The organism is Mangrovactinospora gilvigrisea (genome assembly GCF_001879105.1).
Classification (GTDB): domain Bacteria; phylum Actinomycetota; class Actinomycetes; order Streptomycetales; family Streptomycetaceae; genus Mangrovactinospora; species Mangrovactinospora gilvigrisea.
On sequence record NZ_MLCF01000067.1, the window covers coordinates 17,839 to 32,294 of the forward strand.

At 73.5% G+C, this 14,456-nt stretch carries 15 protein-coding genes; 11 read left to right on the forward strand and 4 right to left on the reverse strand.

Going from position 1 to position 14,456, the window contains the following annotated elements:
- Positions 1 to 134: 134 nt before the first annotated feature.
- The 10 genes from BIV57_RS13580 (at position 135) to BIV57_RS13625 (ending at position 7,932) form a co-directional block, all read left to right on the forward strand.
- Positions 135 to 740, forward strand: coding sequence for a nucleoside/nucleotide kinase family protein (locus BIV57_RS13580; RefSeq protein ID WP_071657037.1), 606 nt, complete (start codon positions 135 to 137; stop codon positions 738 to 740).
- Complete coding sequence (locus BIV57_RS13585; RefSeq protein ID WP_071657038.1) at positions 737 to 1,711, forward strand: hypothetical protein; 975 nt, start codon at positions 737 to 739, stop codon at positions 1,709 to 1,711. Before BIV57_RS13580 ends, BIV57_RS13585 begins: the two co-directional genes overlap by 4 nt.
- Positions 1,712 to 1,751: 40 nt before the next feature.
- Positions 1,752 to 2,924, forward strand: coding sequence for a hypothetical protein (locus BIV57_RS13590; protein WP_071657039.1), 1,173 nt, complete (start codon positions 1,752 to 1,754; stop codon positions 2,922 to 2,924).
- A 192-nt stretch (positions 2,925 to 3,116) separates the two neighbouring features.
- A complete protein-coding gene (locus BIV57_RS13595; protein ID WP_071657040.1) occupies positions 3,117 to 3,479 on the forward strand; it encodes a hypothetical protein in 363 nt (120 codons plus the stop codon).
- 42 nt (positions 3,480 to 3,521) lie between these two features.
- Positions 3,522 to 4,235 carry a hypothetical protein gene (locus BIV57_RS13600; RefSeq protein ID WP_071657041.1) on the forward strand — a complete coding sequence of 238 codons (714 nt, stop codon included), beginning with the start codon at positions 3,522 to 3,524 and terminating at the stop codon, positions 4,233 to 4,235.
- A gap of 11 nt (positions 4,236 to 4,246) precedes the next feature.
- Entirely contained in the window at positions 4,247 to 4,474 is a 228-nt protein-coding gene (locus tag BIV57_RS13605; RefSeq protein ID WP_245797653.1) for a DUF3263 domain-containing protein, read from the forward strand.
- A gap of 228 nt (positions 4,475 to 4,702) precedes the next feature.
- Positions 4,703 to 5,323, forward strand: a complete 621-nt coding sequence (locus tag BIV57_RS13610; protein ID WP_071657043.1) for a hypothetical protein — start codon at positions 4,703 to 4,705, stop codon at positions 5,321 to 5,323.
- A 458-nt stretch (positions 5,324 to 5,781) separates the two neighbouring features.
- Positions 5,782 to 5,994: a hypothetical protein gene (locus BIV57_RS13615; RefSeq protein ID WP_071657044.1), complete on the forward strand. Its 213-nt coding sequence runs from the start codon at positions 5,782 to 5,784 to the stop codon at positions 5,992 to 5,994.
- 145 nt (positions 5,995 to 6,139) lie between these two features.
- Positions 6,140 to 6,286 (forward strand): hypothetical protein, encoded by a 147-nt coding sequence (locus BIV57_RS25175; RefSeq protein ID WP_175548751.1) that lies wholly within the window; start codon positions 6,140 to 6,142, stop codon positions 6,284 to 6,286.
- Positions 6,287 to 6,651: 365 nt separating this feature from the next.
- Positions 6,652 to 7,932, forward strand: coding sequence for a hypothetical protein (locus BIV57_RS13625; RefSeq protein WP_071657046.1), 1,281 nt, complete (start codon positions 6,652 to 6,654; stop codon positions 7,930 to 7,932).
- 84 nt (positions 7,933 to 8,016) lie between these two features.
- Here the strand turns inward: BIV57_RS13625 and BIV57_RS13630 are convergent, their stop codons facing one another.
- A complete protein-coding gene (locus tag BIV57_RS13630; RefSeq protein ID WP_139275654.1) occupies positions 8,017 to 9,063 on the reverse strand; it encodes an endonuclease domain-containing protein in 1,047 nt (348 codons plus the stop codon).
- Between the two features lie 435 nt (positions 9,064 to 9,498).
- Between BIV57_RS13630 and BIV57_RS13635 the strand changes: the two genes are divergently transcribed.
- A complete protein-coding gene (locus tag BIV57_RS13635) occupies positions 9,499 to 9,702 on the forward strand; it encodes a hypothetical protein (RefSeq protein ID WP_071657048.1) in 204 nt (67 codons plus the stop codon).
- A 224-nt stretch (positions 9,703 to 9,926) separates the two neighbouring features.
- On the opposite strand, the gene BIV57_RS13640 is transcribed toward BIV57_RS13635, so the two are convergent.
- Genes BIV57_RS13640 through BIV57_RS13650 form a run of 3 tightly spaced genes read right to left on the reverse strand, consistent with a single transcriptional unit; the run spans position 9,927 to position 14,445 of the window.
- Positions 9,927 to 13,535, reverse strand: coding sequence for a LysM peptidoglycan-binding domain-containing protein (locus BIV57_RS13640; protein ID WP_139275655.1), 3,609 nt, complete (start codon positions 13,533 to 13,535; stop codon positions 9,927 to 9,929).
- On the reverse strand, positions 13,532 to 14,002 hold the full coding sequence (locus BIV57_RS13645) for a hypothetical protein (RefSeq protein ID WP_071657050.1): 471 nt from the start codon (positions 14,000 to 14,002) through the stop codon (positions 13,532 to 13,534). Before BIV57_RS13645 ends, BIV57_RS13640 begins: the two co-directional genes overlap by 4 nt.
- Complete coding sequence (locus BIV57_RS13650; RefSeq protein ID WP_071657096.1) at positions 14,002 to 14,445, reverse strand: TadE/TadG family type IV pilus assembly protein; 444 nt, start codon at positions 14,443 to 14,445, stop codon at positions 14,002 to 14,004. The genes BIV57_RS13645 and BIV57_RS13650 overlap by 1 nt, the downstream gene beginning before the upstream one ends.
- Between the last annotated feature and the right edge of the window lie 11 nt (positions 14,446 to 14,456).

The window sequence follows — 14,456 nt, forward strand, 5'->3', positions numbered from 1 at the left end:
GGCCTGTTGGTCGGGCGGCGCTGGGCCCGTGGAGAAAGAAATCTGCGGCCCGGATGTCACACCGGACGCCTCCACGACACCTGTAGCGGACGAGAGCGCCGCACGCGCCGGCGCACCGACACAAGGAGAGCTCGATGAGCGCCCACTTGCACGATGCCGCCGCCGTCCTGCACATCCCGATTGGCGTCGACTACGACCTGGACCTGGTGCTGCCCCTGGCCGTTGGCACCGGCCACGTAGCGATCTCCGGCCTGGCCGCCAGCGGAAAGACCGAACTGGCCCGGCACTTCGATTTGGCTGCCCGCTCCATGGGGTGGGGCAGCACCGTCCTCGACGGCCTCGGAATGCGCCCAGCGGCCTTCCTCCAGGCCCTCGAGGCCCACCATTGCCCGAGCGAGCACCGCCCCCGGATGCTGGTGGTGGACCATGCAGAGCGCGTCCCGCTGGCTGGCAGCAGCATCCTTGCGGCCCTGACCCGCACCCGCGGGATGCACGTCGTACTGATCACCTCGCCCTTCGGCACCGACCCGGGCCGCAAGTTCGCCGATCGCATCTGGCTGGGCGCCCCGCCCCAGAGCCGCGATCTGCAGTCCTTCCTGCACGCCCACGAGGAGGCGCGCGTGGAGGAGTTGCACAGCTGGCGGGAGCCCGGCGACCACCCCCGCACCGCGGTGTGGCGCACCGCGGCCGGCTCCCTCAAGCCGTTCACGCCCTACCCGCCGCTGCCGGTGGCCGCGTGAGCGCCCCCGGGCCCCGCCGCCCCGAGCAGGACGTGCCGAAGGAGGCCTTCGCGGTGCCCTTCGATGGCGACACCGAGCGCCTGGCGGCCGAGCAGCGCCGGGTGGATGCCACCTTGGGCCGCTACCGCCAGGCCCTGCCCGCCGGGCGGGCGGATGATCCGCGCACGGTCGCCCGCCTCGGACGCGCCCCCCAGGCCACGGTCTTCGGCTGGTGGGTGTGGGACCTGTCCGGCCAGGCACCGCTCCTGGTCGAACTCGGCGTCCTGCCGCCGCAGCCGAGCCTGTGCGCCCGGGCGGCGCGGCGCTGGATGCGGCGCGGGCCGGCCACGCTGGTGCAACTGGCCGCCGGCGGACCGGCGATCAGCACCGGGCGCCTGGGCGCGCTCGGCCTGGCCGCCTACGCCGGTCTGACCGCGGTGGGCCTCGGCGCGCCCCTGCCGGTTGCCGCCGCGGCCGCGGCGGCCGCCGGCCTGCTGCCGGCCTCGGCGGTGCGCATCGCCGACCGGCTGGCTCGCCGGCGCGTGCGAACCCTCGCCCACCCGCCCGCCGTCCTTACGGCTCTGGCGGCCGGTCAGCGGGACCTGGTCCAGCTTGCCGCCGGCTGCCCGCAGGACGCCGAGCTGGGTGCCGTCGCCGATCTGGGGGCGCGCCTGCTGTGGGACGCGGCAGCGCTGGCCATCCGCACCGGCGAGGAACAGCCGCAGCCGGTCGGCGCCCGCCACCCGGTCACGGCCCGCCTGACGGCCTACCGGACGGAGATGGACGCGCTCGTCCGGCTCGCCCACGACCGGCTCGCCGCCCATCTCGAGCGCGAGGAGCTCTTGCACCGGCCGCTGGCCGAGGCTGCGGCCGAGCGCGTCCTGGACGCCGGCTACCTCGAGCCCGCAGTGCTCCGCCGCACCGCCGAGGACCTGGAGCGCGCCACCGCCGCCATCCGCCACGGCACCCGCCGCCTCCACACCAAGCCCTGATGGTCCGATGCCGACCCGTCGCCGAGAAAGGCCCGTGCCGATGACCACCACCGTGGCCCGCCATCTGCGCCCCGTCCCGGTCGACCCCGGCGACTGGCCGGCCCGACCCCATCCCGTCCCCGGCGGCTACGCCTTCGACCTGCCCACCCGCCACCTCCGGTTCCATCTCCACCTGCCCACGGGCCGCTTCACGATCGCGTGGCACCGCCTTGCCGCCGGGCAGCCGGCTGCGGAGGACTTCCCGCCGCCGGGGCCCGGCACCAGCGTCTGGGTGCCCGACGCGACCCTCACCGCCCCGCCCGAGCACTGCCCGAACATGGTGTGGCCGCTGGTCGGACACCGCACCGCCGACCAGGCGAACCACCTGATTCACCGTCTGGCGCCCACCGCCGCGCTGCTGCTGGCCACCCTGATCGACCTGCCGGGATGCCCCGCTGCCCTCGACTGGAGCTGCACCGCGGCCGCCGCCTGCGAGGCGATCGCCGAAGCCTGCCGACGCAAAGAGGCGGCCTCGGCCGACTTCGACCCGTGCGCCCACCATCCGGACCTGGTGGACTGCGCCGAGGCGATGGACGCAGCCCCCCACCTGATCGAGCCCGCCTGGCGCAGCGCCGGGACCGCGGAGCTGGACCGCGCCGCCCGCCAACTCGCCGCCCGACGGCTGGATCAACCGCTGGCCCGGGCCATGCAGCTGCGCTGCGGCAGGCCGGTGCGGCCCGGCGCGAGGCTTGTCGGAGCCCGCCGCTGGCTGCACGCCTACCGCGACGCCGCGCGGACCCGCGGCCCGGTGCCGATCGCCGCCACCACCTACTTCGCCGCCCGCCCCGAGCCCGGCGCCGCAGGCCTGCCGGCCGATGCGGACGACGTCGCGCTCGCCGCCCGGGCGGCCGCCGCCGAGCAGGCCGCCGCCGAAGGCGGCCACACCGTGCTGGATGCCACCGCCCATCTGCGCGCCGGGCGCGCCGCGGCCCGCGCGCGCATCCGCGCCCGCCTGGATACGGCCGCCGACGCATCGGCGGCGGCGCCGCGGCTGGCCCAAGTCGGCCTGGCCCTGCAGATCCTGGCGTGGAACGACCCGCAGGACGGCGCCGACGATGCCGAACGGATCGCCGGCGTCGCCCGCCGCGCCGGCCTGCAGCCTCAGATGCTGAGCGCCGTGCGCGCCCGCGCCCTGGCGCCGCCCACGACGTCCACCGCCTCCCGGCAGACGTAGCCGCGCCCGGGCCGGACCGCCCGTCCTGGTCGCGTCCGCGGTCGTGCAACAGGGGACACACCCATACCCCATGAGTTGCTAATACTCTCTTGGCTATGTATTGTGCTGCTCGTTGGGCGCTCCCGGCGACCGGGAGCCGCGTCCACGACCGACGCCCCCCATCCCCCCCGATCCCCGTTGTGGAGGCCTCCGTTGACCACGTCACCGCCACCCACCGACCACGGCCCGTTCGGACTGGTCGTGGCCGTCCCCGCCACCACCGCCGAGGCCCCGTTCAACGCCAACCTTCGCGAGATCCTCCTCGCCACCGTCCCCCTGGCCATCCGCCAACAGCCCGACCTGGGCCGCGCGGAAATGATGCGCACCGCCCAGAAGTTCGCCCGCCAGATCGGCTCCCACGGCGACGACCTCCAGTTCGGCGGCCGCCACCGCGGCGCCACCCTGAGCGCCCTGATCTCCGGCTTCGCGCTCTTGTCCCGCGCCGAAGGCGGCGTGACCGCGCTCGGCGTCCACGCATGCCGTGCCCCCCACGAGGGCTGTCCCGGCGCGCACTGACGTCCGCTGCCGAACACCCGGCCACAGGAAAGGACCGGCTACATGACGATCACCGTCCAGACCATGCCCCTGGACAGCAACGGACACCGTCTCAGCCACGGAACCACCATCAACGTCCATGCCCGCGACGCCGACGGCACGGTGGTCTGGCACACCGGCATCTCGGAGGCGTGCACCGTCTGCGACACCGCACCCCGCCTCGTCGCCGCCGACGGCCGCGTCCGCGCACAGGATCCGTGCGCCTACCCGGACGGATTCACCACGACCATCACTCTCGATGTCCCGTCGGGCCGGATCGCGGTCGCCGACGACCTCCGCGACGCCTTCCCGCGGGACCGCCGCGACGTCGCGGACTACAACACCCTCCTGGGGCAAGCCCAGGCCACCCTGGCGATGGCCGACCTCGGCTGCGCCTACGGCGCGATCGACGACACTTGCCCGGGGCTCTACCGCACCGGGCAGGACCGGTATGTCATCGCGACCCCCGCCTACGACGCGAGCGACAACCCGACACTGCCCGACACCGACCGGCTCGCCACCATCGTCACCGACCTGTGGGCCTACTCGGTCGCCGACGCTGACCTGTGGATGGCTCGCGGCGGCCGCATCGACCGGATCGGGCGCAGCGTCACCCTCGTCGACATCCCGCCGGGCCGCTACGAGTTCACCCTCCACACCGGCGAACGCGCCTTTCCCTGGGACACCGTCGACGAGGCCACCCTCGTCTACGCCGACATCAAACGCGTCACCCGATGACCGCCCGCCGCTTGCTGACCGAGACCGAGCGGAAGGTGCTGGCCATGGCCGCCCGCACGTTCCGCACCCCCGGCGCCCGCGAGGACGCCGTCCGCCGCGAACTCCGGATGTCGCCGACCCGGTATGCCCAGGTCCTCAACGCGCTCCTGGACCGCCGCGAAGCCCTGGAAGCCGCCCCCGTCCTGATCAACCGGCTGCGCGGCCGACGCGAACGGCTCCGCGCCCATCGCGGGGACTGACCCGCACCGCTGCGCCCACCTCGACACGCCAGCGGCATCGCACGAACCAGGCGCTCCTGACCCGACGCCAGGCCGCCGACACGACGCCCCACCTGAAACCCGCGCCGCCCTGACTAGCCGACCGTGGGCTACCCACCCCTGCCCTCCCGGATCGCAAAGGATCACGCCATGCCTACTCCCACCCCGGACTTCGCCTCGACCCTGGCTACCGCTCTTGGACCGCAGTGGATGACCACCGCCACCGGATCTCCCCACCTCCCGTACCTGTTCACCCACCCCGATGGCGAGACGATCGAATTCTGGACCCCCTTCGACAGCAACCGCTTCCTGTTCGACGGGCGACTGCCGAACGACCCGCACGACGCCCGCGTCGACCGCGACAGCCACGACCTGAGGTTCGAGTCGATCAGCGTGGCCGACACCCGGACCGCAAGCGCCATGGCCCGAGAGATCACGCGACGTCTCCTGCCCCCCTACCGCAAGGCCCTGGTCCAGTATCAGCTGCGACTCGCCCTTCAGCGGCAGGCCAACATGCAAATCGCCGAGGCGGCCGAGCAGATCGCCGACGCGATCGGCACTACCCCCAGCCAGCCCCAGATCACTCCCAACGGCCCACGATCCGTGCGCTTCAACGGCACCGCGCGCCCCGCCCCCGGCAGCCGCACCCACCCCTTCCACGCCTTCGCCCGCGCCACGATCGACGCCAACGAATATCACGGCACCGCTCTGGTCGATCTGGAAGCACGCGAGTTGACGCCCCGGCAGGCCGCGGCCGCCCTCCAGGCCATCGCCGCCGCCGACCAGCCCGCCCAAACCATCCCCGCGCCTCGCCCCGCCGCCGAGAACTAACCCCTGTCGACCCAGGCCGCACCCCTGCCCGCAGCGCGGTGACAACTACCTGCCCACCGAAATGACAGTAGGTCCGCTGTAGCGCCGGGCGGTGAGCGCCCCCCCAGGGCGCCCACCGCCCCGCACCCGACCGACACCCCGAGGGGAACCAGACCATTCACGGACTGCTGTGGTACGCCCAGATCGCCAAGTCGTCGGGCACGCGATGGGAGATCCACCTCAAGCCGATGTGCGCCCAGATCCGCGGCGATAGCACGCAGGCCCAGTGGGTGAACAACGCGACCCAGACCACCCTGGACACCGACGAGCTTCGGGCCGCGCTCAGCGACCCCGTCCATGTCTGCGTGTGCTGCCACGAGCTGACGCAGCACCAGTAGCGCGACCGGCTGCCCCGTTGACGCAGCGCCCGCCGTCCGCCATCGGCGCCTCGGCGCCCGACCCCTCAGAGGATGATCCGCGTGAATGCGAAGGGAATCCGCGCCGCCACCGCCAGCGCGCGCGCCGTCGCCCTGATCAGTGCCTATCGCAACCCGTTCACCAGCAGCGACGCCGAGGTCATCGCCGACATCATCGCCGACCTGGTCCTGTACGCCGACAGCGTCGGCCTGGACCCGAACGACCTCGTCGCCAACGCCATGGGCCACTTCGCGCACGAACGCGACGACGCCTGACCCAGGCGCGCGCCGCACCGACCCGAGGAGAGCTACCCTGCCCGATCACCGCACCACCGACCGCGCCCGGATCGAAGCCGCAGCGGACTTCGTCGAGTACTGGCAGCGCCTGCTGGTCGAGCTGGTCGACACCTACCACTGCTCCATGACTTGCACCGAGGCGGAAACGGCCGCTGACCTGCTTAGCGCCTTCGGCAAGGACCAGGCCGCCGAAGACCTCCTGATCGCCCACACGGAGCACGACGACCCCATTGCCGCCCGCTCCCACCGCACCGCTGAGCGGGACGCATGAGCACCGACTACGAGCGCCAGTCTGCGGCCCTCACCGGATCCCCGGCGACCAGATCCACGAGTTCGCCGAGCCCACCGATGTCCTCGACTCCCACTCCCTCCAGCTGCTCTGCGACCTGAACTGTTCGGGAGGCGTCCTGACCGGCACCAAGACAGAGCTGCGCACCCTCGCCCTGCAGCATCGACGCCCCGCCCGAGGACAGCCCCGACGGCACCGCCCAGACCCACATCGACCCGCGGAAGTTCCACCCCGGCAACGGGCTGCCCGCCGGCGGCGACGATCGCCGCCGCTAACCCCGACGGGCGCCGCGGCCACCGCGGCCGTGGCGGCCGGACCCTGACCCGCCCTCAGACCGCGAGGACACCATGCCTCACCTGCCCACTCTGCTCACCTACGGCCTCGGCGCCGACTCCACCGCGGTGCTGCTGGACTTCCTGGCCCGCCCGACCTTCCACGGGCTGCGCCCCGACCTGTCCGACCTGATCGTGGCCACCGCCATGACGGGCGATGAGTGGGACGACACCATCGCCGACGTCGAGCGCCACATCCTGCCGCGCCTGCGCCGCGCCGGCGTCCGCTACGTCCAACTCGCCCGCGGCGGACCCCGCGACGCCGACGGCATCCTGGTCCTGGACGACTCCCGCGCCCCCACCCGCCTGTACCCGGCCGGCCCCTGGCGCCTGTCGGACGAGCTCACCGCAGCCGGCACCGTTCCCATGGTCGCCAACGGTCATAGGACATGCTCGCTGAAGTTCAAGGGATGGCCGCTGGACAAGTGGGCCGGCCAGGAGTTCGGCGCCCGCCCCTACCGCCGCGCCATCGGCTACAACGCCGACGAGCGCGGCCGCGCAGAAAAGGACCGCCGGCTGACCGCGCAGGCCCGCACCGCCTGCACGCCCATCTACCCGCTGATTGAGATGGGGTGGGGCCGTGCGCGGGTCGAACAGATCCTGCACGAGCGGCTCGGCGTGATCCTCAACAAGAGCTACTGCGCGCAGTGTCCCTTTAGTGGCGTGGCCGCCTCCCGCGAGCGCCACGAGGCCCGGCTGCGCCGCTTTCCCGAGCACGCCGTTCAGGTGCTGGCCATGGAGTACACCGCCATGGCGCTGAACGAGAACTCCAGCCTGTACGCCACCGCCTCGCTGTACGGGCGGCTCGCCGAGGATCCCGCCAACGCCGTCATCCTCGACAAGTTCGACGCCCATCTGGACGCCGTTGACTGGGCGGTCTACGACGTCCGCCGGATCTACAACGCCAAGCGCACGCCCGGGTGCCGCGCCGAGCACGGCCCCACCTGCCGCACTCCGGCCCCCGGGTGCCGCGACGAGCACGCCAAGGGGCCCGCCTGGCGGGCCGTCACCACCCTCTACACCGGGCCGCGGGACACGGCCGAGCTGCTGGTCCGCAAGGTCGCCCACAAGCACCAGGCCCCGTTGCGCCGTGGGGAGACCAGCAGCATCGCGCGCGCCCACTACCTGGAGCACATCGCCGACACCTACCCTGCCGCCCACGGTTGCATCGTGGCCGCGCCCGCCGGCGCCAAGGACAAGCAACGGCCAGGATTCGCCCGGCGCTGGCGGCAGATCACCGGAGGCGTCGGACTGCCGTATCGACCGCGGGAAGCCGCCCACAACGCATCTTCGTAAGCGGAAGGTCGAGCGGCGCGCGGCGATCCGAGCGGAGAATGCCTTCCATCGCGCGGATCGCCGCGCCCGGAGCCCTGCGGGGCGCTACGGCTGACGCCTCAGCCGTCCCGTCAGGTGGCCGGCGAGCGGACGGAACCGGCCTCGCCTGAGTATCGCGGTCAGGTCGGGCACCGCCTCCGACGGGGCGATAGCTCTGCTCCAGTCGAAGGGCCGGCGCCGCAGCGCGAAGAACGGGTCGAACCCGGCGGCAGCGACCTTGCGGTCCTCGACGCGCAGCAGACCCCGGTGGTGGCTGTAGCGCAGGCACAGCGGGGCTGCCGGCGGGTGGTTGAGGTACTCGGCCCACCGGCAGCCGGTCGGGTGCGGGCAGGTGTCGATCCCGCTGTTGCACCGGTGGCACAGCAGGCCGCGGACTGCCCCGGCGAAGTGATCGTGGTCAACCTCGGTGCCCAACCGGGACCCGCACGCTCCGCACATCGGCCCGAACTCGCTTGTCAGTCGGGCGCGCAGCCGCCCGGCCTTGGTCGTGCTGGGCGGCGGCGGCCACTGGCCGCAGCGGACCTGGTGCGGGCAGCGCTCCCGCAGGGGAACCTCGATCGGATCCCGGACCCGGTCGGTCAGCGTCACCGTCCAACCGTGCGCGCGGACCCCGTCGTGTCCCGGCGCGGCGGCGGAGCCGCGCGGTGGCTGCAGGCGATAGCGGATGCCGTCGCCCCACCAGTGGCACCACTGGCGGTGCTCAAGAGGCCCAGCCGCGGGCCCGCCAGGGTCGCACAGCATCCGCGGCCCGGTCCGCAGATGGTAGCGGCCGTCGTCGCCCAGCACGGCCACCCGCGGCGTCACCGCCTCGGGTGTCAACTCCGCGTCGACGGGGCAGCGATACCGGCTCTGCTCACACACCAGCTCCTCGACCTCGGTGTAGTCGCAGCACCGAAGATGACGCCACAACAGGTTCTCCCTGCGCGGCTCCGGCAGGTCCTCCAACGCCTCCGCGGCCGACGGAGGAGGGCCGTGGCCGAGGCAGCCCTCGCCGCGGCCGGCCGACCGGTGATGCGGATCGTGCGACACCAGCGGCACCGGCGGCCGACGCCGGAACCAACCCTGCCGCGGGCGAGCGGAACGGGTCGTCATCCCGGTCACGCTAGGCCCGCCCACCGACACCTCCGAGGTGGCGGCGTGCGGATCCGCAGCCGCCTCCTACAAGCGCCCCCTGGGCGGGTCGCCGTCTCTCGCCCGGGATCAGTGTCAGTGGTGCGCGGCATAGTAGAGGGCATGCAGTGGTTCCCCGAACGCCAACACACCCGGCGCCGCGTCCCCTTGAGGCTCGACGTTCTGCCGCTGGCGGTCCTGCACGTGCTGCTGTGGATGTGCCTTGGCATTCGGCTCGCGTCATGCTCGGTATACCCACGCGCACTGCCGCGGCTCGAATCGCCGCTCGCCGCTGCCGCCTGCAGTTGAGATCCCTCTCCCGTTGCCCTGGGCGCGGGGAGGAACCACGCGTGCCCCCGTCCGGGAGGGCTTTCGGCGCCTCTCACGCCCCTCGACGGTCCTTCGAGGGAAGTCTCTATGCGCAACAAGATCAAGGCTGTCTTCCGGCGCGTCATCGACGCGCGACGCGATGAGCACGAGGCGGCAGTGCCCGACCCGGCCTCGGTGGCCGCACAGGAAACTCACAAGCCTGGGCTGCGCAGTTCCATCGCCCGAGGGCTTGCGGAGGGAGCCGCGCGCGAAGCGGTGCGCGAGATCATCGAATTGTTCTGGGGCAACTGACCACCCGGTGCCTGGGGCGATCCGCCGCCGCGGATCGCCCGGGGCCGCGTCACGGGACCGCGGCCAGAGGGGTGTTCGGCGCCAGCGGGCGCCGTGGCCGGACCCGTGCCTCGTTGAAGGAACGGCAGCTCCGGCCCGGCTCGGCATCTGCTCACGCGGCGCGCAGCCGCCCCAAGGAATCGCCGGCGTTGGCCTGCGAGCGTCGCGGCGGTGCTGCCGGCCCATCATGCCGAGGCGCGGCGACGGCCGTGCAGCAGCTCCTCCAGGAGTTCGACGGTTTCCTCCTGAGGGTCGACGCCCAGCTGTTCGTTGATGGCATTCAGCCTGAGCATCGCACGGTGGAGTCCTTCGCTGTCGCCGCTGGCTGCGTGGATGCGGAACAGGTCTTGGAAGAGCAGTTCTGCGTCCGGCAGGGCGCCGAGGCCCTTGGTAGCTGCCGCCGCGGCGGTGCGGTAGTCGCCGGCCTCCAGGCGGCGCACCGCCAGCTCGTGGGCGACATCCAGGACCGAGGAGACCATCTCCTGGATGACCGGTTCGGCCCAGGCGTAGCGGGCGGGGTCGATGCCTGCGAACGGCCGCCCTCGCACCAGCGCCAGGGCGCGGGCCAGTGCCAGGTCCTCGGCCTCGCCGCTGCGGTGCATGCCCTGCTGGTACAGCTCCTGAAAGAGCATCCAGTCGCAGGAGACCAGCGGCCCCAGGGCGTAGGCGCCGCCGGTGATGGGCGGCAGGTAAGGCTGGGCCGGCTGGTCGTCGGTGGCCTCGGTGGTGCCCAGCCAGCGGCGCAGCTTGGAGATCGTGGTGTTGCGGGTGCCGGCGGTGACGCGGCGGCCGGGGGAGACGGCCTCGTCCATGGCCTGGAAGGTCAGCCCGGGGTTGAGGACCATCCACGCGGCGGTCTCGGTCAGGGCCCGGGTGCGGCCGGGCTCCACGGTGCCGCGGGCACCGGCCACCTCCACCGGGCCGAGCAGCAGCACGGTGGGATGCGGGCTGTCGGGGACCGGCTGCTGGAGGGCAGTGAGGATGTGCCGCGCAGCGTCCTGATCCGCCTGCGGGACCGGGCTGTTGTGCGCGAGCGAGAGATGCGCAGCGCGGCCAATCGGCCCCTCGGGCTCGGCCTCGTCGGGTTGCTGCGAGACGGCTCCCGGCGACGCGGCGGCCTCCGCGTCTGCAGCATCGGGCAGGGTGGGCGCCGCGGGTGGGGAGACGGCGAAGCTGTCGTCGTCCTCGCCCTGCGAAGCGCTCGGAGCGTTCCGGGTATCCAGATCGCCAACGGGAATCGGGTCGATCCCGCCATTCCCTGCCTCCGCGCTCCCGTGGGGGAACGGCTGAGGGGCGGCGGGCCGGGCCGACTCGGGCTGCGCCCAGCTGGGCGCGGGCACGTCATCGGTGCGGGCCGCGGTCTCCAGCAGTGCCAGGAGCTTGGCGTAGGCGTCGGGCTCCAACCGCTGCAGGACCACCGGGATGTCCAGGCCCGGCAGGTCGAAGGCGGCGTCGGGCTCGGCCGGCAGGATCCAGGTCCCGGCCACCTGCAGCGCCGGATCGGCGGAGGCGACCACGGCGACCGCGCTGCGCGGCTGCTCGCTGACCATGGCGGCCAGCTGGGCAGCGTCGGTAGAACCGAGCGCGGCGCCGGACAGCAGCACAGTCGGGGTGAAGGCGTCGGCGCCGACAGCCTCCAGGCGGGCCTCGCGCAGGCTTGCGTGCGGGCTCGCGGCGAGGGCGTCGCGCTGGAAGGAGGCGTGCACGGCCAGTTCGGCGATCGCCGGGGCGGACGTCGCATAGTGCGTCAGGTGCGCGAACGGCTCCTGGAGTTCGCTGCCCGTACCGGTGACCACCACTCCGATCCCGTCGGTCAGCTGGCTGGCGGCCAGCTCGACCGCCAGCGCCAGCAGCACCTCGTGGACCTGGTCCTGGTCGCCGTCCAGCTGCAGGATGCCCAGGGCCTCGAGGTCGACCAGGACCGGGTCCCCGGTGTCCTCGGTGTGGCCGATGCTCACCAGAGCCGGATAGGGCGCGGGCAACTCCCGCGCCTCGGCCGCGGCGAGGATCTCGGTGCTGCGCGGGGGGCACAGCCAGTGCCCCAGGTCGCCGTCGACGGCGCGGAACGGCGGCAGCGGCGGCGCCGGTTCAGCCAGCCGCAGCTCGACGCCGTGGGCGGACAGCACGGCGGCGGCGATCTCGGGCAGCGGCCGTCCGGCCTGCTTGAGGTGGGCCGCCAGGGTGCGCAGCGCCCGGTCGACGAGCTCCACCTCCATCAGGGGCTGTTCCGCGACCCGCATCTGCTGCTCGAAGTCGCCGAGCGGTCCGTCGGGCATGGGAATGCGTTGCTTGTGGCGGCGGCGCCGCTGCTGGACCAGGCGACGGGAGCCGAGCAGCAGCAGCACGGAGGCGGCCAGCACGCCGCCGGCGGCCGCGGCTTCCACCACGCGTGTATCGGAGTGAGCTTTGACCTGCGCCCGCCCGGCAGCGGAGGGCGCCGGCGTGGCGGGGGACGCAGACTCGGCCGGTTGGCGCGGGTCGGCAGGCGGCCGGGAGGCGCTGCCTGGCGTGGCCGCGGGCGAGTGGGGAGCCAGACCGGCGCCCGCGTGGCCCGTGGTGTGCGGTGCCGGTGTGGTCGGGGCGGCGTGGTGCTGCGACGGTGCGGGGGTCGCTGCGGGGATGCGTGGGTCGGCCGGCCGCGACGTCGTGGGCGCGGGGGAGTGGGTGGTGAGTCCGCCGGCGCCCTGCTGCGCGGGCGAGGAGGCGTGCGGCCGGGAGGCGGCAGGACCGGGTGTGTGCGAGGGCGCCGGCGCCGTCTGGTGCGGTACGGGTGCGGTGGGCCGCGTCTGCCGGTGGGGGGCCTGGGCCGCCGGCGGCTTGGCGTGCGGCAGCTTCAGGATCCAGCCGGGCAGGATCAGGTTCGGGTTCTTCAGGTGGTTCAGGTGCGCGATCTGCGGATAGCGGGCCGGGTCGCCCAGGCGGGCCTTGGCGATGCTCCACAAGGAGTCGCCCTGGCGGACCGTCACCTGGGCGGCGGCCGGCGGCACCGGGACGGTGGCCGCAGTGACGTCGACGTGGTCCGCGCCCAGCATGCCCCCGGCGCCTGGTGTCGCGGCGGGGGCCGCCGACGGCGCGTGAGGGGGCGTCGGGAGTGCGGCGGGGGTGGTGGCCGTCGCGGAGGTTGCGGTGGTGGGCAGGGCCAGGACCCAGCCGGGCTGCAGAGCCTGACCCGCGTCGAAGACCTGACCGTCGGCCATGACCGCGCCTTCGTTGGCCTGCGCGATCTCCTTCCAGCGCTGGCCCGCGCCCAGGTGCTGCTCGGCGATGTCCCACAGCGTCTCGGTGCCCGCCACCGTGTGAGCCGGCCCCACCGTCGCGGCGGCGGGCACGGCGGGGGTCTGATGGGTGCGCGCGGCCCCCGTGCCGGCCTGCGGAAGCGCCGAAGCGGTCGCGGCCTGGGCCGGGTTGGCTGCCTGGGCCACCGGCGATCCGAAAAGGATCAGGGCGCCCAGCAGGGTGGAGGCCAGACGTCGCGAGCCGCCGAGCATCGGCAGCCGGCGGATCCGCACCCCGGCCAGAAGCGCAGCCAACTCCAAGACGGTGGACAGCGCAAAGACGGCCCAGGCGATCCACCCGACCAGGCTCAGGACGGTCAGCAGCACGCTGCCGTCGTCGATGGAGGTGAAGGAGGCGAGCAGCTGGGTGAAGGCCGGCCCGCTGGTGGGCAGGTGACCGAACCGCAGCAGGGCGTACGGCAGGCCGCCCAGGAGCGCGGCAAGCGCCACCAGCGCCCCAACGGCGGCCGGCAGCGCCCGAAGCCTGCGACGGCTACTGGGAAAACCCGGGTGGGTCACTGGCGTACTCCTCCGATGCCGTACACGAGCTCCGCCCGGCCCTGCCCAGACACCTGCCAGTTGATGCCGAGCATGCCGATCAGCTTGGGATGATAGGTGTCGTGCACGGCCACCGACAGGGTGCGGCCGCCGTCGGCGATCCCCACGGTGCCCTGGACCCCAGCGGAGGTCAGGTAGCGGCGCGCGGCGGCGGCAGCCTGGTCGCGATCGACCTGGACGGAACCGTCGGCGATCGCATCCGGCACATCCAACGCCTGCGCCCCGGCCCGGGCGGCCTCCTGGGCCAGCGACTTGGCGCGGTCGACGGCCTCGGCCTTGCCGGCGCCATCGACCGCCAGACCGATGATCGCGAACAGGCCGATGGCCGTCACCGCGAGCAGCAACGAGATCGCTCCTCGCTCACCGGCCAGCCGGGCCGCTGCTCGGCAGCGGGACAGCCGCTGGGTGAGCAGGTGACAGATCCTCATCAGCGCTCCCGGTAGGCATCGACGGGCGAGGAGAAGGTGGAGGCAAGCGTCACCGATCCCGGCAGCGGCACCCCGAACATCACATCGGAGAGGTTCTCGGTGCACCGCACGCCGGCCGTGACCATGCCCGAGGTGCCCAGCGGCGTGCTGAACCCGTTGACGTTGATGTTGACCCCGCTGTCGGCGCACTTCAGGTGCTGCTGGCCAAGGACCTGCACGGCCATCGCATGGCCCCGCGCCGAGGCGTCGCCGGCGGTCCGCGCGAGCGAGGCCTCGCGTGCTGCCGAGCGGGCCGCCAGGTCGACCGCGCTGCGGGCCAGAGCGACCCGGCCGGCCATGATGGCCAGCCCCAGAATCCCGAAGATCACCGGGGCGAGGATCGCCGCCTCCAGCGACAGGCTCCCGCGCGATCCCGCGCCGCGTCCGTGCCTGATCAGCCGCATGGCCATTCCCC